The 21,594-nt window shown below is 61.2% G+C and carries 20 protein-coding genes and 1 tRNA gene; 13 read left to right on the top strand and 8 right to left on the bottom strand.

From position 1 onward, the window contains the following. The first annotated feature begins 6 nt into the window (after positions 1-6). On the top strand, positions 7-1,218 hold the full coding sequence (locus tag AB4Z13_RS14985) for a UbiH/UbiF family hydroxylase (RefSeq protein ID WP_439014900.1): 1,212 nt from the start codon (positions 7-9) through the stop codon (positions 1,216-1,218). A 31-nt stretch (positions 1,219-1,249) separates the two neighbouring features. Here the strand turns inward: AB4Z13_RS14985 and AB4Z13_RS14980 are convergent, their stop codons facing one another. Continuing rightward, on the bottom strand, positions 1,250-1,999 hold the full coding sequence (locus AB4Z13_RS14980) for a cytochrome c biogenesis CcdA family protein (RefSeq protein WP_007822496.1): 750 nt from the start codon (positions 1,997-1,999) through the stop codon (positions 1,250-1,252). 538 nt (positions 2,000-2,537) lie between these two features. Here AB4Z13_RS14980 and AB4Z13_RS14975 point away from each other — a divergent pair. Further along, positions 2,538-2,717 (top strand): hypothetical protein, encoded by a 180-nt coding sequence (locus tag AB4Z13_RS14975; RefSeq protein ID WP_113183065.1) that lies wholly within the window; start codon positions 2,538-2,540, stop codon positions 2,715-2,717. A 131-nt stretch (positions 2,718-2,848) separates the two neighbouring features. Here the strand turns inward: AB4Z13_RS14975 and AB4Z13_RS14970 are convergent, their stop codons facing one another. The 4 genes from AB4Z13_RS14970 to AB4Z13_RS14955 form a co-directional block, all read right to left on the bottom strand. Further along, positions 2,849-3,118: a hypothetical protein gene (locus tag AB4Z13_RS14970; protein WP_007826745.1), complete on the bottom strand. Its 270-nt coding sequence runs from the start codon at positions 3,116-3,118 to the stop codon at positions 2,849-2,851. A gap of 1 nt (position 3,119) precedes the next feature. Next, a complete protein-coding gene (locus AB4Z13_RS14965; protein ID WP_439014901.1) occupies positions 3,120-3,566 on the bottom strand; it encodes a helix-turn-helix domain-containing protein in 447 nt (148 codons plus the stop codon). Positions 3,567-3,646: 80 nt separating this feature from the next. Next, positions 3,647-3,901, bottom strand: a complete 255-nt coding sequence (locus AB4Z13_RS14960; RefSeq protein WP_007826740.1) for a hypothetical protein — start codon at positions 3,899-3,901, stop codon at positions 3,647-3,649. A 419-nt stretch (positions 3,902-4,320) separates the two neighbouring features. Beyond that, positions 4,321-4,396, bottom strand: a tRNA-Lys gene (locus tag AB4Z13_RS14955). A gap of 306 nt (positions 4,397-4,702) precedes the next feature. Between AB4Z13_RS14955 and AB4Z13_RS14950 the strand changes: the two genes are divergently transcribed. From AB4Z13_RS14950 to AB4Z13_RS14915, 8 genes are all read left to right on the top strand, one after another. Next, positions 4,703-5,530 (top strand): DeoR/GlpR family DNA-binding transcription regulator, encoded by an 828-nt coding sequence (locus tag AB4Z13_RS14950; RefSeq protein ID WP_439014902.1) that lies wholly within the window; start codon positions 4,703-4,705, stop codon positions 5,528-5,530. Further along, positions 5,517-7,064: an alkaline phosphatase family protein gene (locus AB4Z13_RS14945; RefSeq protein ID WP_439014903.1), complete on the top strand. Its 1,548-nt coding sequence runs from the start codon at positions 5,517-5,519 to the stop codon at positions 7,062-7,064. Before AB4Z13_RS14950 ends, AB4Z13_RS14945 begins: the two co-directional genes overlap by 14 nt. Before the next feature lie 245 nt (positions 7,065-7,309). Next, on the top strand, positions 7,310-8,956 hold the full coding sequence (locus tag AB4Z13_RS14940) for an ABC transporter substrate-binding protein (protein WP_439014904.1): 1,647 nt from the start codon (positions 7,310-7,312) through the stop codon (positions 8,954-8,956). 57 nt (positions 8,957-9,013) lie between these two features. After that, a complete protein-coding gene (locus tag AB4Z13_RS14935) occupies positions 9,014-9,847 on the top strand; it encodes a metallophosphoesterase family protein (protein ID WP_439014905.1) in 834 nt (277 codons plus the stop codon). Between the two features lie 13 nt (positions 9,848-9,860). After that, positions 9,861-10,898: an ABC transporter ATP-binding protein gene (locus tag AB4Z13_RS14930; protein WP_439014906.1), complete on the top strand. Its 1,038-nt coding sequence runs from the start codon at positions 9,861-9,863 to the stop codon at positions 10,896-10,898. Beyond that, on the top strand, positions 10,898-11,893 hold the full coding sequence (locus AB4Z13_RS14925; RefSeq protein WP_439014907.1) for an ABC transporter ATP-binding protein: 996 nt from the start codon (positions 10,898-10,900) through the stop codon (positions 11,891-11,893). The genes AB4Z13_RS14930 and AB4Z13_RS14925 overlap by 1 nt, the downstream gene beginning before the upstream one ends. Position 11,894: 1 nt before the next feature. Then, complete coding sequence (locus tag AB4Z13_RS14920) at positions 11,895-12,833, top strand: ABC transporter permease (protein ID WP_439014908.1); 939 nt, start codon at positions 11,895-11,897, stop codon at positions 12,831-12,833. An 11-nt stretch (positions 12,834-12,844) separates the two neighbouring features. Next, entirely contained in the window at positions 12,845-13,738 is an 894-nt protein-coding gene (locus AB4Z13_RS14915) for an ABC transporter permease (RefSeq protein WP_439014909.1), read from the top strand. On the opposite strand, the gene AB4Z13_RS14910 is transcribed toward AB4Z13_RS14915, so the two are convergent. Genes AB4Z13_RS14910 through AB4Z13_RS14900 form a run of 3 tightly spaced genes read right to left on the bottom strand, consistent with a single transcriptional unit; the run spans position 13,735 to position 18,264 of the window. Next, on the bottom strand, positions 13,735-14,601 hold the full coding sequence (locus AB4Z13_RS14910; protein WP_439014910.1) for a DMT family transporter: 867 nt from the start codon (positions 14,599-14,601) through the stop codon (positions 13,735-13,737). The genes AB4Z13_RS14915 and AB4Z13_RS14910 overlap by 4 nt on opposite strands. Positions 14,602-14,611: 10 nt before the next feature. Then, a complete protein-coding gene (locus tag AB4Z13_RS14905; protein WP_439014911.1) occupies positions 14,612-17,008 on the bottom strand; it encodes a PIG-L family deacetylase in 2,397 nt (798 codons plus the stop codon). A 35-nt stretch (positions 17,009-17,043) separates the two neighbouring features. After that, positions 17,044-18,264 (bottom strand): ROK family protein, encoded by a 1,221-nt coding sequence (locus tag AB4Z13_RS14900; protein ID WP_439014912.1) that lies wholly within the window; start codon positions 18,262-18,264, stop codon positions 17,044-17,046. A 260-nt stretch (positions 18,265-18,524) separates the two neighbouring features. Here AB4Z13_RS14900 and AB4Z13_RS14895 point away from each other — a divergent pair, with 260 nt between their 5' ends. The 3 genes from AB4Z13_RS14895 to AB4Z13_RS14885 all read left to right on the top strand — a co-directional run bounded on the left by AB4Z13_RS14895 (position 18,525) and on the right by AB4Z13_RS14885 (position 21,592). Then, on the top strand, positions 18,525-19,781 hold the full coding sequence (locus tag AB4Z13_RS14895; RefSeq protein ID WP_439014913.1) for an extracellular solute-binding protein: 1,257 nt from the start codon (positions 18,525-18,527) through the stop codon (positions 19,779-19,781). An 84-nt stretch (positions 19,782-19,865) separates the two neighbouring features. Next, complete coding sequence (locus tag AB4Z13_RS14890; protein ID WP_439017200.1) at positions 19,866-20,738, top strand: carbohydrate ABC transporter permease; 873 nt, start codon at positions 19,866-19,868, stop codon at positions 20,736-20,738. Further along, positions 20,735-21,592, top strand: coding sequence for a carbohydrate ABC transporter permease (locus tag AB4Z13_RS14885; RefSeq protein ID WP_310389578.1), 858 nt, complete (start codon positions 20,735-20,737; stop codon positions 21,590-21,592). Before AB4Z13_RS14890 ends, AB4Z13_RS14885 begins: the two co-directional genes overlap by 4 nt. The last annotated feature ends 2 nt before the right edge of the window (positions 21,593-21,594 follow it).

The following is a 21,594-nucleotide window of genomic DNA, read 5'->3' as shown; positions in this document are numbered from 1 at the left end:
GATAGCATGAGCAAATTCGAAGTGGCGGTGATCGGCGGCGGTCTCGCCGGCATGATCGCCGCAGTCGCCCTGGCGCGCGGCGGTCGCAACGTGGCGCTGGTCGCCCCTCCATCCCCCAAGGAAGATCGCCGCACCACGGCGTTGATGGACCAGTCGATTCGCTTTCTGGATCGCCTGACACTCTGGGAAAAGCTTCGCCCGGCAGCCGCACCACTCACCAGCATGCGCATCATCGACGGCACCAACCGTCTGCTGCGTGCGCCGACGACGACCTTCCGCTCCGCCGAAGTCGGGCTGGATGCCTTCGGCTATAATTTCCCGAACAAGGCATTGATGGATGTGCTCGAAGCTGCGGTGGCCGCTGAGGGCAATATCAGCCGTTTCAGCGACATGGCCGAGACGATCGGGATCGCTCCGGAATCCGTAACGATCACGCTCGCAGGCGGAGAAGAGATCAGTGCCGATTTTGCTATCGGTGCTGATGGCCGCAAATCGAAGCTGCGGGAGACGGCCGGCATCGATGTGCGCACTTGGTCTTACCCACAATCGGCCATGGTGCTGAATTTTGCCCACACGCTGCCGCACCAGAACATCTCCACAGAGTTCCACACGGAGCACGGCCCCTTCACCCAGGTACCGCTGCCGGGCAACCGCTCCAGCCTCGTCTGGGTACAGAATCCCTCGGATGCCGCCGCCCGCGTCGAGCTGTCGCTCGCCGAACTCGGCAATGTCGTGGAAGAGCGCATGCAATCCCTGCTGGGCAAAGTCACTGTCGAGGAGGGCGTGCAGATCTGGCCGCTGTCGGGCATGATGGCGCATCGCTTTGGCAAAGGCCGGATCGCACTGATCGGCGAGGCCGCACACGTCTTCCCGCCGATCGGCGCCCAGGGCCTGAATCTCAGCCTTCGCGATATCATGGCGCTGACCGATCTTCTCTGCGCGCGCGCGGAATTGCCTGTCGCCGCCGATGCCGGCACAAGCTTCGACCGTAAACGCCGTGCCGATATCATGACGCGCACCGCAAGCGTCGATCTTCTGAATCGTTCGCTGCTCTCCGATTTCTTGCCGGTACAGGTTCTGCGCGCCGCAGGCCTGCATGTCCTCTCAGCCATTCCGCCGCTGCGCAATATCGTCATGCGCGAAGGCATCGAACCGGGGCGCGGCCTCCGCGATATTCCGGATGCGATCAAGGAACGGCTGAGCCGGAAGAAAGCCTGATTTGTCGCAATATACCGGCTGAGCCTTTCGCTCAGCCGATTTGCATAAGGATCGGAAAGGTCTGCTGGAACCAGATCGCGACATTGCTGACCCAGCCAAGCAGGAAGGCAAGCCCCGTCAGCACAAGGAAGACGCCCATGATCTTCTCCACCGTGCCGAGATGCCGGCGGAAGCGCGACAGGAAGCGCATGAAGGCCCCGGAAAAGCCGGCAGCGATCCAGAAGGGCACGGCAAGGCCGAGCGAATAGACGGCAAGCAAACCCGCACCTGAGCCGACCGTTTCACGCGATGCGGCAACGCCGAGGATTGCCCCGAGCACGGGCCCGATGCAGGGCGTCCAGCCGAACGCGAAGGCAAGTCCCATGATATAGGCGCCTGTCAGCGTCGCCGGCTTGCCATTGCCCTGGAAACGGGCTTCCCGCGCCAAGAGGCCGATTCGGAAAAGCCCGAGAAAATTCAGCCCCATGACGATGATGATCAGGCCGCCGATCTTGGAAAGCAGATCGAGGTGCTGGCGCAGCACCATGCCGATGGTCGAGGCGCCGGCGCCGAGCGCCACGAAGACGGTCGCAAAGCCGAGCGTGAAGAAAAGCGCCGAAAAGAGCACGCCGCGCCGCACATCCGGTGCCGCAGCAACCGTGCCGCCGCCGCGGAACTGCTCGACCGAAATGCCCGCCATATAGCAGAGATAAGGCGGAACGAGTGGAAGCACGCAAGGCGACAGGAAGGAAAGCGCTCCGGCAAGCAGCGCGCTCCAAAGGGAAATATCGGCAATCGACACGCATTCTCTCCGGCAGCAGTCTGAGCGATGTTCCTAGCGCCGCAAAGGGGTGATTGCCAATCACCTTTTTGCGCTGAGCGCAGCCGGGCGGATCTCCAAATTGCCGCAGGCCTTGAGGCAGCTCTGTCCATCCCAACACGGGACAGGGCATGTGGATATTAACCGCGCGCAAACCATCTTTGGCTCTGTGAGTGGATCGACTCGGGCATGACCGGTGGTATTGCCCGGCATTTGCAGGCACCCCACTGCGAATGCCGGGAGGTCCGGCCGGCGGACATACGAGGCCGACGCCGGATCTCTCGCTACTCTATCCGGCCTGTTGGCTACGGCGGCCAAGAGCAAGCTTGTGATGTCGTTTAGTTGCGATGACTGTTTGGTGCTGGTATGCGCTACAGCATCGGCCCGAAAATCGGAATCGATTTTCGGAAAGCCGATGCGTAGATTCAAAGAGTTAGAGCGTCCTTTGTGCATCCGAATGAACGCAGGGCGCTCTAGCGTCAGAGATTGACGCTGGAACATCCACCGAGGAGAAACATTGATGAGCAGATTTCGGGCATTGGTAGCAGCCGGAGCGCTGATCGGCATCTCGCTGCTCACCGCGTGCGCAACTCCCCCGAATTCATACGGCTCCGCTTCGGGCTACGTGCCGGGAGATTCGATGAATCGCGCCTGTGCAGATGGCTTCAGGCCCAGGGATGGTCGCTCCTGCAGCTACTGACGGTGAGCATCGCGAATTCGCGTTGAGAAACTCGCTTCCGGCACCAGTGCCGGAAGCTTAAAGGTCTCCTCAATGTGGCAGTGCACGGATTGGTAGGCCGCGAGGAGAGGCCAGGGAACGGGTCGATCCCATCAATGCACCAGCGGCTCATCCTCATCGAGAAAGCTTCGCACGCCATCTCGTTCTGCGGTGGCCAGGAACTCTTCCCAAGCTTCCAGATCCGTGGCGAATGCATCTTCCCAGGTCGTCACGACCTCGGTTTGCGAAATGACCTCGAGAGTCCAATCGCCATTGGTGCCCGCCGGCCGATGTATATCGACGAGCACGGTTACGCCGTCGTCTTCGAACTCGCCGGAGAAATCGGAATGCTCGAGCTTTGGTTCTTTGGGTGTTTTCGCCATTTTAACCTCCAGCACCAGGAGGTGCATCATTCTCATAAAACTCGCGATACTGAATGGTCTCGCGCTCTTTGACGTCGATCGACGCGCCGGAAGGCTGCGTCAGGCGTACACCTGGGCCGCCTGAACCGGAATAGTTCCCATCAAGAAAGGTGACGCCGGCGGCTTGCAATACCGCAATGACTGAAGCGACGTTATTGCGCATGCCCTCGACAGCGCCCTCGCTGGCTTCCATGCGTCGCAGGGTCGGTGCTGATACATTTGACCTGCTGGCCAGCTCAACCTGACCAATCCCCAGTAAAACGCGGGCGGCCGCCAACTGTCGGCCGGTTAAATGATCAAAATCGCTCATTATGAAAATATCGCCCGATACGCTCTGTCGATGGGATTTATTATCATTGTGAGCGAAATTAATCAATGAAAACGCCTCGCAGTGAGGAGATGGGATCATTGGGCTTGTGCCCCTGGCAGCCCTTACAACCCGGCCGGTATATGCGCAGTACGGTTCCGATTTGCAACTGATCGACCTGGCTACCGCTTTTCCCGGGCGTCACCTGGCAAAGCATCAATTAGCTGATGCACCTTTCCGGTGGCGAAGACGATGTCTTCGCGCGGCAGATGGACCGTTATCTCAATCTCCTCCCATCTGCCGCCATGGTCTTTTGCGAACCTGACAGCGGCTTCCAGAGAGGTGAATTGCACGGCCGGTGCGTTGGCGGTCCAGAACTGCACGCTGCAGTCCGCCGCACTGTAATCTGTAAATGCCTTCTGAGGATCTAGGGCCATGGCACGTGCTTTACACCGACGCCGCTTGATTGGCCAGCGAATGCCCGCCTTGTATGCGAACGTCAAGAAAACCTGAGCGACCCCCCAGCCTCAGAGAAGAGCGAGTCGTTCATCAACTGGGCGTGCCTGTGCCGCGTTGCCAGAGAGAAGGACATGACCAAACTTTCAGAGAAATCACAGGAGTTAGCGGCCGATGGCCAAGGCGTGAACATGACACAGAAGGCGGCAGTGTCGCAGATTCCTCGCGATTCGACTGGAAGGCGGCCGGCCCATCGCTTTGCTAACTCGGCAAATTCCCGATGTGGCTTGCGCCAGTCGTGTTCCGCAAATGCTCGCCATGTGCCGTAAAGGCTGGGCAATAGGCGTCAACAATCTGCGCCGGTTGTTATCTCTACGGATTTGATTTCATTAGGAAATTATGGTGAGAGCGTCGGGGTTCGAACCCGAGACCTACTGATTAAAAGTCAGTTGCTCTACCGGCTGAGCTACGCTCTCACTCTCCGCGGTGCGAAGCACCCCGGCCGGAAGTGCGCGGAACATATGCAGGTGACCTATCGCGGTCAACTGAAAAAATCCTCCTATTTACGCGTTTGGCGCATTTCTTGCGGACGTGCCATTTTTCGGAAACTGCCCACCCACCGATCATTTGATCTCGTCACAGCGAGCGACAAAGGCGCATAGCGCGAAAATGTGGAGCTTTGTGCGACTTTGAGGGAATAAACAAAAACATCAAAAAACTGTCACGGCATTGAAACATGACCGGCCTAGAAATGCCACGTCATCAAGGCGAGCAGTTGTTTCATGTCCAAGCTTCCCGCAGCCAGCCGTCACCAGACCATCATCCGTCTCATCAATGGCGGCAGCGGCATGTCGATTAGCGCGATTGCCGAGACCTTCGGTGTTTCGACAGAAACCATCCGGCGCGATCTCGTGACGCTGGAGCGGGGCGGCTCGCTGCAGCGTGTTTACGGCGGCGCGATTCCATCAGGCCGCGAGGCGGCGCTCGACGAGCGCGTCAACATGGAGCGGGCTGAAAAGCAGGCGATCGGCAATCTCGTCGCCGCGATGATCCAGCCCGATCAATGGATATTCATGACGGGCGGAAGCTCGGTGCTTGCTGTCGCCCAGGCGATGCGCAATGGCCCGCCGGTAACGGTCATGACCAACATGCCAGCTATCGGCGAGGCGCTGCAGGCGGGCCTGCGTCACAAGGTGATCCTGACCGGCGGCGAATATGATTATAACGGCAAGACGCTGCTGGGCGACGAAGTATTCGACGCGATCCGCGACTGCAGCTTCGACCTGTCGATCATCGGCGTCTACGGCCTCGATGCCGAATACGGGCTGGTCGAGCGCACCAAGCACTACATGCAGCTCAAGACACGGCTCGCCGCACAGAGCCGTTCCAATGTCTATGTGGCCGACCACACCAAGATTGGCGCCGTCGGCCGCTACCGCAGTATTCCATTCTCCGAAATCGAGACCTTCGTGACCGACCAGCCGCTGGAGGAGCCATTCGTGCGCCTGCTGACGGAGGCCGGCGCCAGTGTCCTCTATCCCCAAAGCGTCAATGACAATGCCGGTCCGACCGGCACGACAATAGAAGAGAAGGTGAATGAAGATGACTGATGTCCGCCATGTCATCGTGCTCGGTGTCGACGGCCTGCGGCCGGATATGATCGACGCGACGACCATGCCCAATCTCGCGGCGCTGAAGACGTCCGGTGTTACGAGCCGCGATCACCGCACGGTTTTCCCGAGCGAGACGCGCGGCGCGCTGACGGCGCTTGCAAGCGGTGCACGCCCCGAAACGACGGGCGTTCTCGGCAACGAGTTCTACTCGCGCGATGGCTCCGGCCGGCTGACCGGCACCGACACGATCCACGACTGGCGGGCCGGCGACCGGCGCCTCGTCGGCGGCATGGCGACCGCGACCAATCTGTCGGAAACGCTTGCCAAGCATGGGCTCTCCTTCGCGACCGTCACGTCGAGCGGGCAGGGCTCCTTCACCGCGCTGAACTGGAAGGGCGCCGACTGGGGGCAGGCGGGTTTTAATGTTCGCCATCCGGCAATCGCCTTCCCGCCGGAGCTTGCCGTCGAGATTGCCGAACGGCATTCCGTTCCGCCGACCGGCTTCAACCGCGGCGCCGAGCGGCGCGCGGTCTCTGTCTTCACCGATAGCGTCTGGCCTGCCAGGAAACCGTCGGCGGCGATCATCTGGCTGACCGAGGTCGACAGCGCCTCGCATGTCCACGGCCTCGGCGCCGAAGGCATGCTCGCCTCGATGCGCGATTGCGATGCGGCGATCGGTGACCTCATGGAGTGGCGCGAACGCCAGCCGGAGCGGCATGCAATTGCGATATTCGTGACCTCGGATCACGGCCATTCCACCTCGGCGAAATTCATTTCCGTCGGCGAAGCGTTGAGAGACGCGGGCATTTCGGCGGACCACCACTTCGATAATGACGCCGACATCCTTTACCGCGGCGGCCGCGCCCCTGGTCTCTGGCTGCGCAAGTTCGACCGCGGTCTGCTGCAGGCAGCCTTCGATGTGCTGGCCGCACAGGAATGGTACGGCGCGACCTTCACGCGGGCGATCGCACCGGGCGCAAGTGAGGGCATCATCGCCGGCACGCTGGCGCTAGGGTTGTCGGGCGCGGCACATCGCCGTGCGCCGGATCTCTATATCAACCTGAAGGGCGATAACGACAGCAACGCCCATGGCATTCCCGGCACCTCTTACTGCGATGCTGCAAACTACAACATTCCGGTTGGGGGCGGCACGCATGGCGGCCTGCATGCGACCGAGCTTGCTGCCGTGCTCGTCGGTGGCGGCGCCGGCATCCGCAGCGGCGGCGAGGTGATCGCCTCGCGCACCGGTATCTACGACATTGCCCCGACCGTGCTGCATCTTCTCGGTGTCGAGCCGGCCGCCACGATGACTGGCCGCGTCATGCACGAATTGCTGGAAGGCGGCCAGCCAGTTTCGGCACCTGTCGTCACCCACTTTACCGCATCTGCCGGCGACAAGGTCTCCCGCATCGCGATCGCCCGCGTCGGGACCCATCACTATATCGACGAAGCCGATCTCGTCCTCGAAGGCAGGCCGGCCGCCGAGCCGATGCGGCGCGAGGAACTGAAGGTCGAATTGCAGACCGCATAAGCATGACGCGCAAAAACGCGCAGCGGTTTTGCGATAACGGCATACGCAAAACAAAAAACTAAAGCGTGGCAGACGCATCTGAAAGATCGCGGCACGCTTTAAGCATTTTCACCAAACAGCGCCCCGATTAGCCGGGGCGCTTCATTCAGATCCCGGACGCAGGCCGACTGAGGAGTGGCAGGCGAACGGCGAAGCCATGCCGGCTTTCCGAAGCCGGCGCCATTTTTCCGAACGGAGACATAGCCATGAACATGAATTTCAGAACATTGTCACTGACATCAGCCCTTCTTGCCACTACAGTCCTCGGCTTCAACCAGATCGCGCGTGCCGAAGACCGTCCGACCATCAATGTCGCGCTGCAGAGCATGGGCAGCGCCGGGACGCTCGACACGACCGACAATACGGGTACGGCAGCCCGCAAATATCAGAACGACATCTACGAGCAGCTGATCGCGCTCGATCTGTCCGATCCGAACCTCGGCGCCAAACCGGGCCTCGCCACCGAATGGAAGTGGGTTTCGCCTGAGATCCTGGAAGTGAAGCTGCGCCAGGGCGTCAAGTTCCACAACGGTGATGAGATGAAGGCCGATGACGTGGTCTTCTCCTTCTCCGACGAACGCTATGGCCTGCTGCCGGAACAGGCAAAGGCCCGTGACGCCAACCAGCCCACCTTCGCCCGCGCCGACGGCACGACCGGCATCGTTCCTCCGGCCGTTACCGCCGCAGGCCGCAAGTCTGAATGGCCGCTCTTGAAGTCGGTCGAGAAGGTCGATGACTACACCGTCCGCTTTGTCATGCAGAAGTCGACGCTTGACACCGAAGCGCGTCTCGCCCGCGTCAACTATGCCGCCATCATCTCCAAGCGCGCCTTCCAGAACGCTAAGTCCTGGAAGGATTTCGCCCTGCATCCAGTCGCAACCGGCCCTTACAAGGTCGACAGCGTCGATCAGGATTCAGCCATCCATCTCGTTGCCCATGACGATTACTGGGGCGGCAAGCCACCGATCGCCAAGCTGAACTTCAACATCGTTCCAGAAGCCGCAAGCCGCATCAACGGCCTGCTATCCGGCGAATACGACATCGTTAGCGACGTCGGTCCGGACCAGGTTCCGATGATCAAGGGCAATTCCGATTTCGAAGTCGCCGGCGGTCCGGTTGCCAATATCCGCTTCATCGCGCTCGACACCAACAACGGCCCGCTGAAGAACAAGCTGATCCGCCAGGCTCTCTCGCACTCGATCGACCGCCAGACGATCGTCGACTCGCTCTGGGGTGGCCTTACCGCCGTTCCGCAGGGCTTCCAGCATAAGCTGTTCGGCGATCTCTTCGTGGACGATTTCAAGTCGCCGGCCTACGATCCGGAGTTCGCCAAGAAGCTGTTGGCCGAGGCCGGTTACAAGGGCGAACCGATCACCTATCGCGTGCACAACGACTATTATCCGAACGAGCTGACGGTCGCCCAGTTCGATCTCGATAATCTGCGCAATATCGGCTTCAACATCGACTTCTCGGTTGTCGACAACCCGAACGACCCCGCTCCTGATCGTATGATGCAGGATCTCTCGAATACGGCATATTTCGCCTATCCGGTCGCGCTGCTCGCCAACAATTGCCCGAACGGCACCTACCACAGCGGTACGAACCCGAAGACCGGCATGTGGAAGAACGAGGAGTTCGACAAGCTCTGCAACGTCCTGAACACCTCGACAGACAGGGCCGAAGTCAAGAAAGCCTTCGCTCGCGCGCTTGAAATCATCGAAGTCGAGGATCCGGCTCTGATCGTCCTGCACCAGAACGCCATCCTCTACGGCAAGCGCGCCGACATCCAGTGGAAGCCGTCGGCCATGTTCGTCATGGATTTCCGTCCGGGCGCTTTCTCCATCAAGAAGTAATGCAGGCGGGGCGGGGTGCTGGCCAACCCGCCCTCCATTCTCCCGAGGATAGTATTGATGATTGCCCCGATGCGCCGCGTGCTGCCCGTCGACAGGACGGATGGTGACTGGCCTGAATTCGACACTGCAAGCCCTGCCGTTACAGGCGCGCGCCGGATCTATGCGATCGGCGATATCCACGGCTATGGCAATCTTCTCGAAGCCATGCAGCAGGCGATTGCTGCCGATATGGAGCAGCACCCGGCAGAGCAGGCGCTGATCATCTATCTGGGCGATCTCATCGACCGCGGTCCGAATTCTCTTGATGTCATCGACATGATCATCGACCACAGGGCAAACCCGCCGGCCAATGCGCAGGTTATGTGCCTCAGAGGCAATCATGACGATTGGCTGATCGCCTTTGTCGACGATGCCGGTGTCGTTTCGCCCTGGGCTTTGAAGGGTGGACTTGAGACGCTCACCTCCTACGGGCTCTCGAAAGATGATGTGCTCGCAGCAGTAGCCGATCCGGATCTTGCCGAGGCGCTGCGGCAGCAATTTCTGTCCGCGCTTCCGAAACGTCATAAGGATTTCATGCTCTCGCTGCCATTCTCGCACAGCGATGGCGATTATTTCTTCGCCCATGCCGGGGTCGATCCGGATCGCCCGCTCGCCGATCAGCGGCGTGAGGATCTGACATGGATACGCGACAAGTTTCTGCTCTCGCGCAAGAATTTCGGCAAGGTCGTCGTCCACGGACACAGCCACCGCGATGCAGTCGAAAGCTTTCCGAACCGCATCAACGTCGATACCGGCGCCTATGTGCAGCAGATCTTGAGCTGCGTGATCCTGGAAGGCCGGGAACGTTACGTCCTGCAGGTCGGCAATATCACCCAGCAAGAGAGTCAGTAACGGAAGGACGAGCATGAGCACGCCGTCGAGCCTTGTTGAAATCCGCAATCTCTCGGTCGATTTCGAGAGCAACCGCCATTTCACCCGTGCGCTGCACGGCATCGATCTGACACTCTCCCGCGGCGAGGTGCTCGGCATCGTCGGCGAATCCGGCTGCGGCAAGTCGATCACCTGGATGGCGGCGCTCGGCCTTCTCGGCCGCAACGCTCGTGTCAGCGGCTCTGTGACATCAGACGGCCAGGAGATACTGGGTGCCGACGACGCAACGCTCAGCCGCGTGCGCGGCGGGCGGATCGCCATGATCTTCCAGGACCCGTCGAGCTCGCTCAATCCGCTGCACAAGATCGGCTGGCAGTTGACGGAGGCGCTGCGACTGCATCAGGGCATGCGGGGGGAGGCGGCCCGCAAGGAGGCCGAAAGGTTGATCGACCGCGTCGGCATCGCCAATGCCCGCCAGCGGCTCGGCGAATATCCGCATGAATTTTCCGGCGGCATGAACCAGCGTGTCATGATCGCCATGGCGCTTGCCGGCAATCCTGATCTTCTCGTTGCCGATGAGCCGACGACCGCGCTCGACGCGACCATCCAGGCACAGATTCTTGACCTGCTCGACGACATCAGGCGCGAGCGCGGCATGGCGCTGGTGCTGATCTCGCACGATCTCGGCATGGTGGCAGAAATGACCGAACGTGTCGCGGTCATGTATTGCGGCCGCATCGTCGAGGATAGCCCGACATCGGATCTGTTCGCCAATCCGGCCCATCCCTATACGCGCGGCCTGATCGCCGCGCTGCCGCGCATCGACGGCCCGCGTCAGCGTCTGATGGCCATTCCCGGCACGGTACCGCCGCCGAGCGCGCTGCCGCCGGGCTGTACCTTCTCGCCGCGCTGCATGCTGGCCGATGAGGACTGCCTGCACTGCGTGCCGCCCATGCGTTCGGCGGGCGTGGATGACAGGCACCTGGCTGCCTGCGTCCATCTCGGCGCGGGATCCTCCTTTGTGCCGAAGACATCAGCTGTCGTTCAGGCAAATGCTGCGGGAGTGGCGTAGTGAAGGGCGCTCTCTCCGTTCGCGCGCTGAAGCGCCACTATACGCTCCGCCAGCGCAGCGGCCTGTTCTCGTCGGCAAAGACCCTCAAGGCAGTCGATGGCCTGACTTTCACCGTGGCGCCGGGCGAAATGTTCGGCATCGTTGGCGAAAGCGGCAGCGGCAAGTCGACGACCGCGCGGCTGCTGCTCGGCCATGTCCCGCCGACATCAGGAGATGTCTGGTTCGGCGGCGAGCCAGTCGGTGCGGTGCCGAACGCCCATTGGCGTGCCATGCGCAAACGCATGCAGATGATCTATCAGGATCCGCTCGGCGCGCTCGATCCGCGCATCGCCGTTGCCGGCCAGATCGAAGAGCCTCTGATCATCCATAATCCCGAAATGACGCCGGCCGACCGCAAGCGCCGCGTCGCCGAAGTGATGGCCGCCGTCGGCCTGATCGCCCATCACGGCAGCCGCTATCCGCATGAACTCTCAGGCGGCCAGCGCCAGCGCGTCATCATCGCCCGCGCCCTCTCGATGGAGCCGGAGCTGCTGGTCTGTGACGAGCCGGTCTCGGCCCTCGATGTTTCGGTGCAGGCACAGGTGTTGAATGTCTTCGAGGATATCCGCGCCCGCACCGGCTTTACCGGCGTCTTCATCAGCCACGATCTGAAGGTCGTGCGCCAGGTCTCGGACCGCGTGGCCGTCATGTATCTCGGTGGCATCGTCGAGATGGGCATACCGGAAGATATCCTGCAGTCTCCGGCCCACCCATATACGAAGGCCCTGGTTTCGGCCGTGCCGCAACCGGGAAGACCGGCGCGCAGCCGCATCATCCTGACCGGCGATCCGCCCAATCCCGTCAACGTACCCTCCGGCTGTCCCTTCCACACACGCTGTCCGGAGGCGCGCCCGGTCTGCCGTTCGCTCAAACCCGAACTCATCGCCGAAGGCGGCCGCTCCGTCGCCTGCCATCTCGTCAACAATCCGTCGCTAACAGGCGGGGAGGCGGCCTGACATGCTGCAATTCATTCTGATCCGCCTGCTGCGGGCGCTGGTGACGCTCTTCATCATCGTCACCTTTACCTTCATCATTCTGCGTGTTGCCGGGGATCCCGCGACGCGCTTCTTCGATCCGGCGCAAACCCAGCCTGAGGTGATTGCCGCCTTCCGTCGTCAGTGGGGCCTCGATCAGCCGCTCTGGGTGCAGTTCTATAAGTACCTGATCGCCATCATCCACGGCGATCTCGGAAATTCGATGCGCGAGAACCGATCGGCGATTGAGTCCGTGCTGGCGAGGTTGCCCGCGACGCTTCAGATCATGGTGCCGACGCTGTTCATCAAGACCGCGCTCGGCATCACGGCCGGCGTCACTGCGGCGCTGTATCGTAATTCCTTCTTCGACCGCTTCATCATGTCACTCTCAGTCCTCGGCTTCACGGTGCCGACCTTCGTGCTCGGCCTAGTGCTGGCGCTGATCTTTGCCGTGCAATTGCGTTGGCTGCCGTCAGGCGGTTATTCGACCTACGCCCACATGATCCTGCCGATCGCGACGTTGAGCATTGCAGGTGCCGCCATCATTGCCCGCTACACGCGCTCGGCCATGATCGAGGTGATTGGCCGCCCCTTCGTGCGCACCGCAGCCGCCAAGGGCGTGCGGTCCTCGGAGGTCGTCACCCGCCATGTGTTGCCGAATGCCGCCGTGCCGATCGTCACGATCTTCGGCTTCATGATGGGCAATCTCGTCGGTGGCGCGGTCATCGTCGAAAGCGTCTTCTCCTGGCCGGGTATCGGCCGGCTGCTCGTCTCCTCGGTCCAGGCGCGCGATCTCGCCGTGGTGCAGGTCATCGTGCTCCTGATCGGTCTGATGATGGTGATTTCCAACCTCGTGGTCGATCTGCTCTACGGGCTCATCGATCCGCGGATGCGCAGCCGCGGTCGCGGCGTCACAGCTTGAGGGAGAACGAAATGGCTATCGACCAGCAGATTGCCGCCAGCGGCAGCGTCATCGAGGAAAAGAAGAAGATCACCGCTTTTCTGGAGGCCTGGCCGCCGGCGGTTCTGATCGCGATTTTTTGGCTTGCTCTGGTGATCCTGGTCGCCGTGATCGCGCCGCTGATCGTCCCCTATGATTTCATGGCGGTCGATGTACGCGCACGCCTGAAACCACCTGTCTTCTTCGGCGGCGATTTCGCTCATATCCTCGGAACGGACCAGCTCGGCCGCGACGTGTTTTCGCGTGCGCTGATCTCGATCCGCATCTCGCTGACCATCGCCATATGCGCCACGATGCTCTCGACCGTGGTCGGCGTGACGCTCGGCTTTATCGCCGCCTATTTCCGCAGCTGGGTCGATCAGGTCATTCTGACCTTCGTCGATGCGCAGCTTGCCATGCCTTTCATGATCATCTCAATCGCCGTGCTCGCCTTCCTCGGCAATTCGCTTCCGATCTTCATCATGCTGCTCGGCCTGTACGGCTGGGAGCAGGTGACCCGCATCGCCCGGGGGCTTGCGATCTCGGCCAATGCGCAGGGCTATGCGGCGGCGGCACGCGACATCGGCGCTTCGCCCTGGCGTATCTATCTGCGCCACATCCTGCCGAATATCTCCGCCATGATCGTCATCGCCATGACGCTCAACATCCCCGCTGTGATCCTGCTGGAATCGAGCCTCTCCTTCCTCGGCATCGGTCTGCAGCCGCCACAGACGAGCCTCGGCAATATGGTGGGTTACGGTCGCGACTATATCCAGTCCGCACCCTGGATCATGCTCATGCCGGCCGCGGTGATCGTCATCACTACTCTGTCCGTCTCCGTTGTGGGTGACTGGCTCCGCGACTGGCTGGACCCGACGCTACGCTAGCGTTTGCGTCGTTCCAGGAAGGCGACTGCCTGCAGCGTTGCGATGATGACGATTATGCCGATGAGCGTGCGCAAGTCCGGCACCTCACTAAAGAAGACATAGCCGCTCGCCGTTGCAAAGACGATTGACAGATAACCGAACGGCGCAAGCAGACTGGCGCTGGCGATCTGATAGGCGCGCAGGAAGCAGAATTGCCCGATCTGCGCCAGCAGTCCGATTCCGAGCAGGGCGGGCCAATCCTCGCTGCGTACCGGTTGCCATACGAAAAGCGCCGGAATGAAGGTGATGACGGTCAGGCCGGCCGTATAGAAGACCATCATCACAGTCGTGTTTTCGTAATGCAGCATCCGAGTCTGGATCGTCGCCAGCGCCCCGAAGATGATCGAGAGGAGCACTGCCAACAGCCCGAGATTCCAGGCGAATGTATCCGGCGCCAACATGATCAGCACGCCGACGAAGGCAAATACCGCGCCGATCCACCGCCACCGGCTGACCCTCTCGCCGAGCATGGCGACGGCCATCAGCATCGAAACCAGCGGCCGCGTGAAGCCAAGTGCATTGACGAGCACCAGCGGCAGCATGGTCAGCGCCACGAAATTGCTGGTCAGCGCGACGGCATTGCAGCTGATGCGCATGATGTTGCGCAGGGGATCCCTGGAACCGGCAAGCTGCCGGCGGTGTCGCCAAATTAATGGCAAGATAAGCACGAGCCCGATCAGCGCGCGGATAAAGACGAGTTGGATCGCCGGATAGGACGCACCCTGCATCTTCACCAGCACCGTCATGCCGGTCACCAGCGTCGTATCGGAAAGCAGCCAGACAATGCCGAAACGGCTGTCCCTGGCTGCAGTGGATGCATCCATTCCTGTTGCCTCAGGCGGGCTGGACGAGATTGGCGATCAGCCGGAAGGCACCTGATGTCAGCTTGTCGAGCTGGTGATGCAGTACGAGGCTCGTATGTGTATGCCGCCCCTTGCCGATTTCAGCCGAAATCAATGCGCCCTTGAGTGGTTGTTCCTCGGGGTCATGCATGGCAAGCAGCGGTACATAGGCCTCGTCCCAGCGGGCGGCGAAATAGAGGCCGCGCTCCTTGTCCCAGCCATCCCAGTCCACGGATGTGATCCTGTTCGGCCCCTTAAGCAGTGGATGCTCGGGCTCCAGCACAGTCACCTCTGCTGCCGGATCGGTCACGCGCCAACGGACGGAGGGCGAGCCGATATCGATGCGCTTCGGCGGCGTGGCATCCGGTTGCCAGCCATCGCTCGGGCGATGATAGAGCGTCAGCAGGTGGCCGCCATCTTCCACGAAGCGATGCAGGCGGGCGGTTGCAGCTGCCAGATCCTTGCGGCTGCCGAAGGCGAAGATGCCGACGACGATGGTCGTAAAGCGCGAGAGATCGCCGGACAGGGCCCGCGCATCGAGTTCGGTGACATCGAGCCCCATGCGGCCAAGCCAGAGCCCGACGCGATCGGCACCGCCGCCGACATAGCCGATCTTGGCGCCATCAGGCAGTTTGAGGTCGAGCGCCAAAACGCGCAGCAGTTCCGGTTCGCGAAAGCTGGTGCGGCCGATATGCGGATAGGCGATCGGCGAGATGCGCATCGCCGGCTGCCCGTCCACGAGCGGCGTGATGGCGAAGAGGCCAGGCCTTATCGAGGTAGGAGGGGAAAGCGTAAGCGCGCCATCAGCCTCCTTGATCGCCCAGCCGGCCGGCGCGGAAAAGCTGACAGGTCCTGCAGACGCAGCCTTGATCTCCAGCTCCGGCCTCTCGCCATCTACGGGAATGATGAAAGCATTGGGCTGAAGGTTCAGCGAGTGTTGCGACGCGACTGTAAGCGGCTCCTCAAGATCGACGGTCACCGTGACTGAACGGCTTCCGACCTGTGCCGTTACCTCGACGAAGGCATTGCCGTTGCCGCCGAGGCTCGACCATCCTGGCTGATATTGCCGCGTGAGCGGCGCATCTGCGGTTGCTGTCAGCGCATACACAATCTGCTTCGGCGAGGTTTCCTTGACGCTCGCCGAAATGCCTGCCGGCAATCTGATGCTGGCGTCGACAACAGCGGTTCCGGCATTGCCGCTGAGATGAAGGATCAGCGTGCCGGTTGCTCCAGGCGAAAGCGCGGCGGGTTCGGCAACCGCCCGGACGAAGACCTGTTCGGCTTCGCAAAGTGCGGCATCGATTTCCACGAGCTTGCGCTGCAGACGATGCCCGTGCGTTTCGAGGAAGGCGTCAGGCGCTTCCTCAAGCGCCTTTTCAACTTGATGTGCCGCCTGTAGCAGCGCATCGACGATGGCGGATCGTTCCGGAAAGCGCTCGATCGCCTTGCCGATTGCGCCATCCGCGCGCATCAGCGCATCGACGACACTTTGCGGCAGCTCCGTTTCGCGGGCGAGATCGGCGAGCGTCGAGGGAAGCGAATCGAGGATGGACGCCTCCGCGACGGAACCCTGCGCGCTGAGCTTCAGATGCAGTGGCCATTCGGTATCGCCGATATCGTACCAGCGGCCCATGCCCTGAGAGGCATGGTAATACCGCGACCATTCGCCGATATGGTCGTAGGTGACGCCGCTGACAGGTTCGAGATCAGTGGCTTCGAGCGGCAATGTCATAACCGGCGGCGGCACTTCGTCATCGTAGGTATCCCCGCCGCCTGACCATGCCGGCAGATAGAATTTCGCGACCTGCCATGGCGACAGACCCTCGTCGAAATGTTCGGGAAAAGCCGAGGGATCGGCGGCAAGTCCGACAGCGGCTTCCGCCGCCCGCGTCATCGCGCGGTGGTGCCCATGCTGACCCGGTACGTCGAGAAAGGTCGGCAGCACGATATCGGGACGCTCCGTGCGATAGGCCCGCACTAGCCGCTCGACGATGCGCTTTTCGCCCCATCGGTCGAATGTCCGGTCGCCATTCTTGGAGAAGCCGAAATCATGGATCGGATCATCAGGGCCGTGGCCGAGCCAGTAGACATCGGCGTCGAGTTCGTAGGCAGCCTCTTCCATCTCGCGGCTTCGCATGATGCCGAGCGCGCCGAGCCGTTCCGGTCCGAGCGCATTCTGCCCGCCTTCGCCGCGCGTCGAGCAGGCGACGATGACGCGCATGCCGAGGCCGAGGCGCAGATAGGCGAGCAGGCCGTTATGCTCGTCATCGGGATGCGCGCCGGTATTCATCATGGTGACGGTCGAGGTCAGGCGGGACAGGGCCCGGTGCAGCCGCGTGAGCGAAAGGCTCCGCTTCTGTTTCTCAATACGATCTCGATCGGTCAGCATGGTTCCTCCATTGGGGCAGACCGGTGGCGCGCATCTTAAGCTGCGTTATCGGCGACGGCGGTCGGTGAAATGTCGAGTTTGGGGGTGACGGCTTCGAAGAGCGGCAGCGCCGCTGCGCCAAGTGCGGCCGTCAACTGGCCCGTCTGGCCGCGAATGACGCGCGGCAAGGCGCGCGTGCGCCGACTGGCAACAGAAACGGGAAGGGTCTGCATGGCCGCGACGATCTCATCGATGACGGCATCGGGGAGCGCACCGCCGAGGATGACGGTCTCCGGATCGAGAACGTTTTCCAGCATTGCCACCATCGGCGAGAGATAGTCAGCGGTCTCCGCGATCCACTCCTTCACGACGGGATTGCCGTCCCGGTGCAGCACTTCGATCGCCGCAAAATCAGCATTCTCATAGCCCGCCTCGGTGAGCTTCTCCTTCAGCGCATGCAGGGATGCATAACGTTCCAGGCAGCCGCGCTGGCCGCACGGGCAAGGTTTTCCGCGCGGGGCAACGACCACATGGCCGATTTCGCCGGCATTGCCGAAGGCGCCACGGAAAGGTGCGCCGTCATGGATCAGCCCGAGGCCCACGCCGACGCCGAAATAGATCATGCAGAAATTGGAAATGGCGCGGCCCGCACCGAACAGCCGCTCGCCGACGGCGGCAGCATTCGCATCGTTTTCGACGATAACGGTCTCGCCGCTCGCTTCGCTGAGCAATGCAGCCGGATTGATGCTGCTCCAGCCGGGCAGGGTGGTCGGGCCGACCGAGCTCATGCCTTCGATCTCGAAGGGGCCAGGCATGACCACACCGATGCCGAGAAGCTTGGACGGGAAGTGCTTGCGGACCTTCTTCACCTCGCCGGTAAAGAGCGGAACGATATGTTCCGGGCTCGTATTCTCCACCGGCATGATGGTCTCGGAACGCACCTTGCCGGAAAGGTCGAGTACCGTCGTAACCATATGGTCGGCAGCGATTTCGACGCCGATCGTGACGGCTCCATCAGGGTTGACGGCAAACTGGATCGGCGGCTGGCCGCGGCCGGAACGCAAGCGGCCGATCTCCATCAGCAGCTCTTCGCTGACGAGCTCGTCGACGATATTGGCCACCGCCTGCGCAGTCAGGTGCGTCAGCTTGGCGATATGCATGCGGCCGAGCGAACCATGCATGCGCACGACATCGAGCACGACACGACGATTGTGGTCACGGCTGCGCTCGGGGTTCTTGCCCATCGCGATCTGCTGCTTGCCGGATTGCCGTGTCATCTCGCCGCCCTCGTCTCTGCCGATATGGATAGCGCCGATATCATGAAAGGAGCAATAGAATAATTAAACTAAATTATCTTATTGACAAAACCTTTCGCCCGAACCAGCCTGAAAGGGTCGCAGTGCGATGCCGAGGAAGAGGAGCCTCAGTTCCATCTTCCCGAGCCAATCAAATCGGGGCGCTGCCGATATGCGGGATGCCCTGGGGAACCAGATGAGCGCGAGCGGTTCGAAGGCCGGCTCGGCAATGGAGGGATAATATGCGTCGCGGAATCTTATTGGCCGGGCTTTTTGCCGGCATCAGCATGGTTGCGGTCAACAGCGCCCAGGCCGTCGAAATCGAATATTGGCAGTATGTCTACGATACGCGTGTCAAGGCGATGGACCAACTGATCGCCAATTTCGAAAAGGCCAATCCCGACATTACCGTCAAGCAGACGACCTTCCCCTATGCTGACTACCAGACGCGCGTCGTTGCCGCCAATCTCGCCGGCAATGGTCCTGATGTGATGCAGCTCTTCTATGGCTGGCTCGACCAGTTCATCGCTGGTGGACTGCTGCAGCCGCTGCCAACAGACGCTTTCCCGCATGACCAGATCGAGAAGGACTTCTTCCCGATCGTATCAGCCATGAAGCGCGGTGACGACTATTACGGCCTGCCGACCGCCGTCCGTTCGCTGGCGCTCTTCTACAACAAGAAGCTCTTCCAGGAAGCTGGTCTCGACCCGAACAAGCCGCCGCAGACCGTCGATGAATTCGTCGCTGCCGCCGAAAAGACAGTCAAGCGCGATGCCGCCGGCAACATTGCCGTCGAAGGCACGACGCTCGACATGGGCGGCCAGGATCACCAGTGGTGGCGTGAAGTGCTGATCCGCCAGTTTGGCGGCGAGCCCTATACTGCCGACTATTCCAAGGTGACCTACAATAGCGATGCCGGCATCAAGGCGCTGAAATTCTACACCAGCCTGCAGACTGAAAAGAAGGTCGGTCAGACCGGTTTCATGGATGAGGGCCAGGCAGCCTTCCGCGGCGGCAAGGCGGCGATGACCATCGACGGCACTTTCCGTCTCGGCTCCTTCGGCAGCATCAAGGATTTCGAATGGGGTGTGACCGAGCTGCCGGCCAATGCCGATGGCCTGCGCTCGAACTATGCAAGCTACTTCGCCAACGGCATCGGCGCCAAGGTATCGGGCGAAAAGCTTGAGGCCTCCAAGAAGTTCCTCGCTTACGTGACCTCGCCGGAAGCCATGAAGATCTGGCTCGGCACCGTCGGCGAACTGCCGGCCCGCCGCGAAGCAGCGCTGACCGACGAGAACCTCAAGAATCCGATCTACGCGCCTTTCCTGAAGGCGCTCGCATACTCCCACACCTCGCTCTTCGTGGATGAAGCCGGCCAGCGCCAGAACGCCATCGACATGGTCAACCGCGTTCTGCTCGAGGGACAATCACCCGAGGATTCCATTGCCCAGGCCGCAACGGCCGAGCAGGAAATCATCGACAATGCCAAGAGCAAATAAGGGACGGCCATGAGCTCCGCACCCGCGAATACGGAGGGGGCGGCCTTGAGCCGTCCCGCCGGATCGTTCTGGGATCGGCTGACGATGCGCCAGAAGCGCCTCGTCTGGGTCTGGACATTCCTTGCCCTGCCGATCCTGTTTTACTGCGTGATCCGTTTTTATCCGACGCTGCAGGCCTTCTACCTGTCCTTCACCAATTGGAACCTGATGAAGCCGCCGAAATTCATCGGCGTCGCCAATTATGTGAAGCTCTATAACGACCCGCAGTTCTGGAAGGTTTTCCGCAACACCTTCACCTATCTCGTCATCGGCACGCCGCTGAGCCTCATCATCTCGTTCGTCGTGGCCTTCTTCCTGGATCGCGTGCGCTTCCTGCACGGGTTGATCCGCGCGCTCTATTTCTTGCCGTTCCTGACGACGGCTGCCGCCATGGCCTGGGTCTGGCGCTGGTTCTATCAGCCGGCTCCGATCGGCGTCATCAACGATGTGCTCGGCATGATCGGCCTGCCGCAGCAGCAGTTCATCCGCTCCGTCGATCAGGCGCTGCCGTCGATCATGGTCACGTCCATCTGGGCTGGCCTCGGCTTCCAGATCATCATCTTCATGGCTGGCCTTCGCGCCATCCCGAGCACCTTCTACGAGGCTGCGAAGATCGATGGTCTCGGCGAATGGCCGATCCTCTGGAAGATCACTCTGCCGCTCCTGAAGCCGACGACCGTCTTCCTCGTCGTCTTCTCCTCGATCGGCTTCCTACGCATCTTCGACCAGGTCTACAACATGACAACCAACGATCCCGGCGGCCCGCTCGGATCGACCAAGCCTCTGGTTCTCATGATCTATCAGACGGCCTTTTCATCCTACAACATGGGTTATGCGGCAGCTCAAACCGTGGTGCTTTTCGCCATCCTGCTCTGTGTATCCCTGTTGCAGCTCTGGATCCTGAGGGAGCGCAAATGAGTGCCGTGACCACGAACACCACGGCACCGCTGCCGAAAGCCAATATCCGCCCCGGCGCCATCCTCATCTGGACGCTGCTTTTCATCGGTGGCCTGATCATGGTCTCGCCGCTGCTCTTCATGTTCTCGACATCGCTGAAGACAGCAGGCCAGGTCTACGACCTGCGCCTCATCCCGGCCGAACCGACGCTGCAGAACTACATCACCGTTCTCTCGGACGGCCGCTTCATGCGCTGGTTCCTGAACTCGACGATCGTTGCCTGCACGGTGACGCTCTCGAACGTCTTCTTCGACAGCCTTGTCGGCTATACGCTCGCCAAGTTCGAATTCCGTGGTCGCTACCTGATCTTCCTGGCGATCCTCTCGACCCTGATGATCCCGACGGAAATGCTCGTCATTCCCTGGTATCTGATGTCGGCGCAACTCGGCTGGCTGGACAGCTATTGGGGCATCATGTTCCCGGGCATGATGACGGCCTTCGGCACCTTCCTGATGAAGCAGTTCTTTGAAACCGTGCCGAACGATTTCCTCGAAGCTGCCCGCATCGATGGCCTGAACGAATTCCAGATCTGGTGGAAGGTGGCGATGCCGCTGGTGACGCCGGCCCTCTCGGCGCTGGCGATCTTCACCTTCCTCGGCAACTGGACGGCCTTCTTCTGGCCGCTGATCGTCACCACCAGCCGCGAACTCTACACGCTGCCGGTGGGCCTCTCGAGCTTTGCCGTCGAGCAATCCATCCAATGGGAAATGATCATGACCGGTGCAGCACTTGCGACATTGCCGACGCTGCTCGTCTTCCTGGTGCTGCAGCGCTACATCGTGCGCGGCGTCATGCTGGCCGGTCTGAAGGGATAAAA

Origin of the sequence: Rhizobium sp. YAF28 (assembly GCF_052113285.1) — a bacterium.
Lineage (GTDB): Bacteria > Pseudomonadota > Alphaproteobacteria > Rhizobiales > Rhizobiaceae > Rhizobium.
Note: the sequence above shows the minus strand (reverse complement) of the source record. Positions and strands in the feature narration are given on the sequence as shown.

What these genes read in the sequence shown, in the direction of transcription:
- AB4Z13_RS14985 (WP_439014900.1), top strand. Translation starts at nt 7, where the DNA reads ATGAGCAAATTCGAAGTGGCGGTGATCGGCGGCGGTCTCGCCGGCATG.
- AB4Z13_RS14975 (WP_113183065.1), top strand. Translation starts at nt 2,538, where the DNA reads ATGAGCAGATTTCGGGCATTGGTAGCAGCCGGAGCGCTGATCGGCATC.
- AB4Z13_RS14970 (WP_007826745.1), bottom strand. Translation starts at nt 3,118, where the DNA reads ATGGCGAAAACACCCAAAGAACCAAAGCTCGAGCATTCCGATTTCTCC.
- AB4Z13_RS14965 (WP_439014901.1), bottom strand. Translation starts at nt 3,566, where the DNA reads ATGATCCCATCTCCTCACTGCGAGGCGTTTTCATTGATTAATTTCGCT.
- AB4Z13_RS14960 (WP_007826740.1), bottom strand. Translation starts at nt 3,901, where the DNA reads ATGGCCCTAGATCCTCAGAAGGCATTTACAGATTACAGTGCGGCGGAC.
- AB4Z13_RS14950 (WP_439014902.1), top strand. Translation starts at nt 4,703, where the DNA reads ATGTCCAAGCTTCCCGCAGCCAGCCGTCACCAGACCATCATCCGTCTC.
- AB4Z13_RS14945 (WP_439014903.1), top strand. Translation starts at nt 5,517, where the DNA reads ATGAAGATGACTGATGTCCGCCATGTCATCGTGCTCGGTGTCGACGGC.
- AB4Z13_RS14940 (WP_439014904.1), top strand. Translation starts at nt 7,310, where the DNA reads ATGAACATGAATTTCAGAACATTGTCACTGACATCAGCCCTTCTTGCC.
- AB4Z13_RS14935 (WP_439014905.1), top strand. Translation starts at nt 9,014, where the DNA reads ATGATTGCCCCGATGCGCCGCGTGCTGCCCGTCGACAGGACGGATGGT.
- AB4Z13_RS14930 (WP_439014906.1), top strand. Translation starts at nt 9,861, where the DNA reads ATGAGCACGCCGTCGAGCCTTGTTGAAATCCGCAATCTCTCGGTCGAT.
- AB4Z13_RS14920 (WP_439014908.1), top strand. Translation starts at nt 11,895, where the DNA reads ATGCTGCAATTCATTCTGATCCGCCTGCTGCGGGCGCTGGTGACGCTC.
- AB4Z13_RS14915 (WP_439014909.1), top strand. Translation starts at nt 12,845, where the DNA reads ATGGCTATCGACCAGCAGATTGCCGCCAGCGGCAGCGTCATCGAGGAA.
- AB4Z13_RS14910 (WP_439014910.1), bottom strand. Translation starts at nt 14,601, where the DNA reads ATGGATGCATCCACTGCAGCCAGGGACAGCCGTTTCGGCATTGTCTGG.
- AB4Z13_RS14905 (WP_439014911.1), bottom strand. Translation starts at nt 17,008, where the DNA reads ATGCTGACCGATCGAGATCGTATTGAGAAACAGAAGCGGAGCCTTTCG.
- AB4Z13_RS14900 (WP_439014912.1), bottom strand. Translation starts at nt 18,264, where the DNA reads ATGACACGGCAATCCGGCAAGCAGCAGATCGCGATGGGCAAGAACCCC.
- AB4Z13_RS14895 (WP_439014913.1), top strand. Translation starts at nt 18,525, where the DNA reads ATGCGTCGCGGAATCTTATTGGCCGGGCTTTTTGCCGGCATCAGCATG.
- AB4Z13_RS14890 (WP_439017200.1), top strand. Translation starts at nt 19,866, where the DNA reads ATGCGCCAGAAGCGCCTCGTCTGGGTCTGGACATTCCTTGCCCTGCCG.
- AB4Z13_RS14885 (WP_310389578.1), top strand. Translation starts at nt 20,735, where the DNA reads ATGAGTGCCGTGACCACGAACACCACGGCACCGCTGCCGAAAGCCAAT.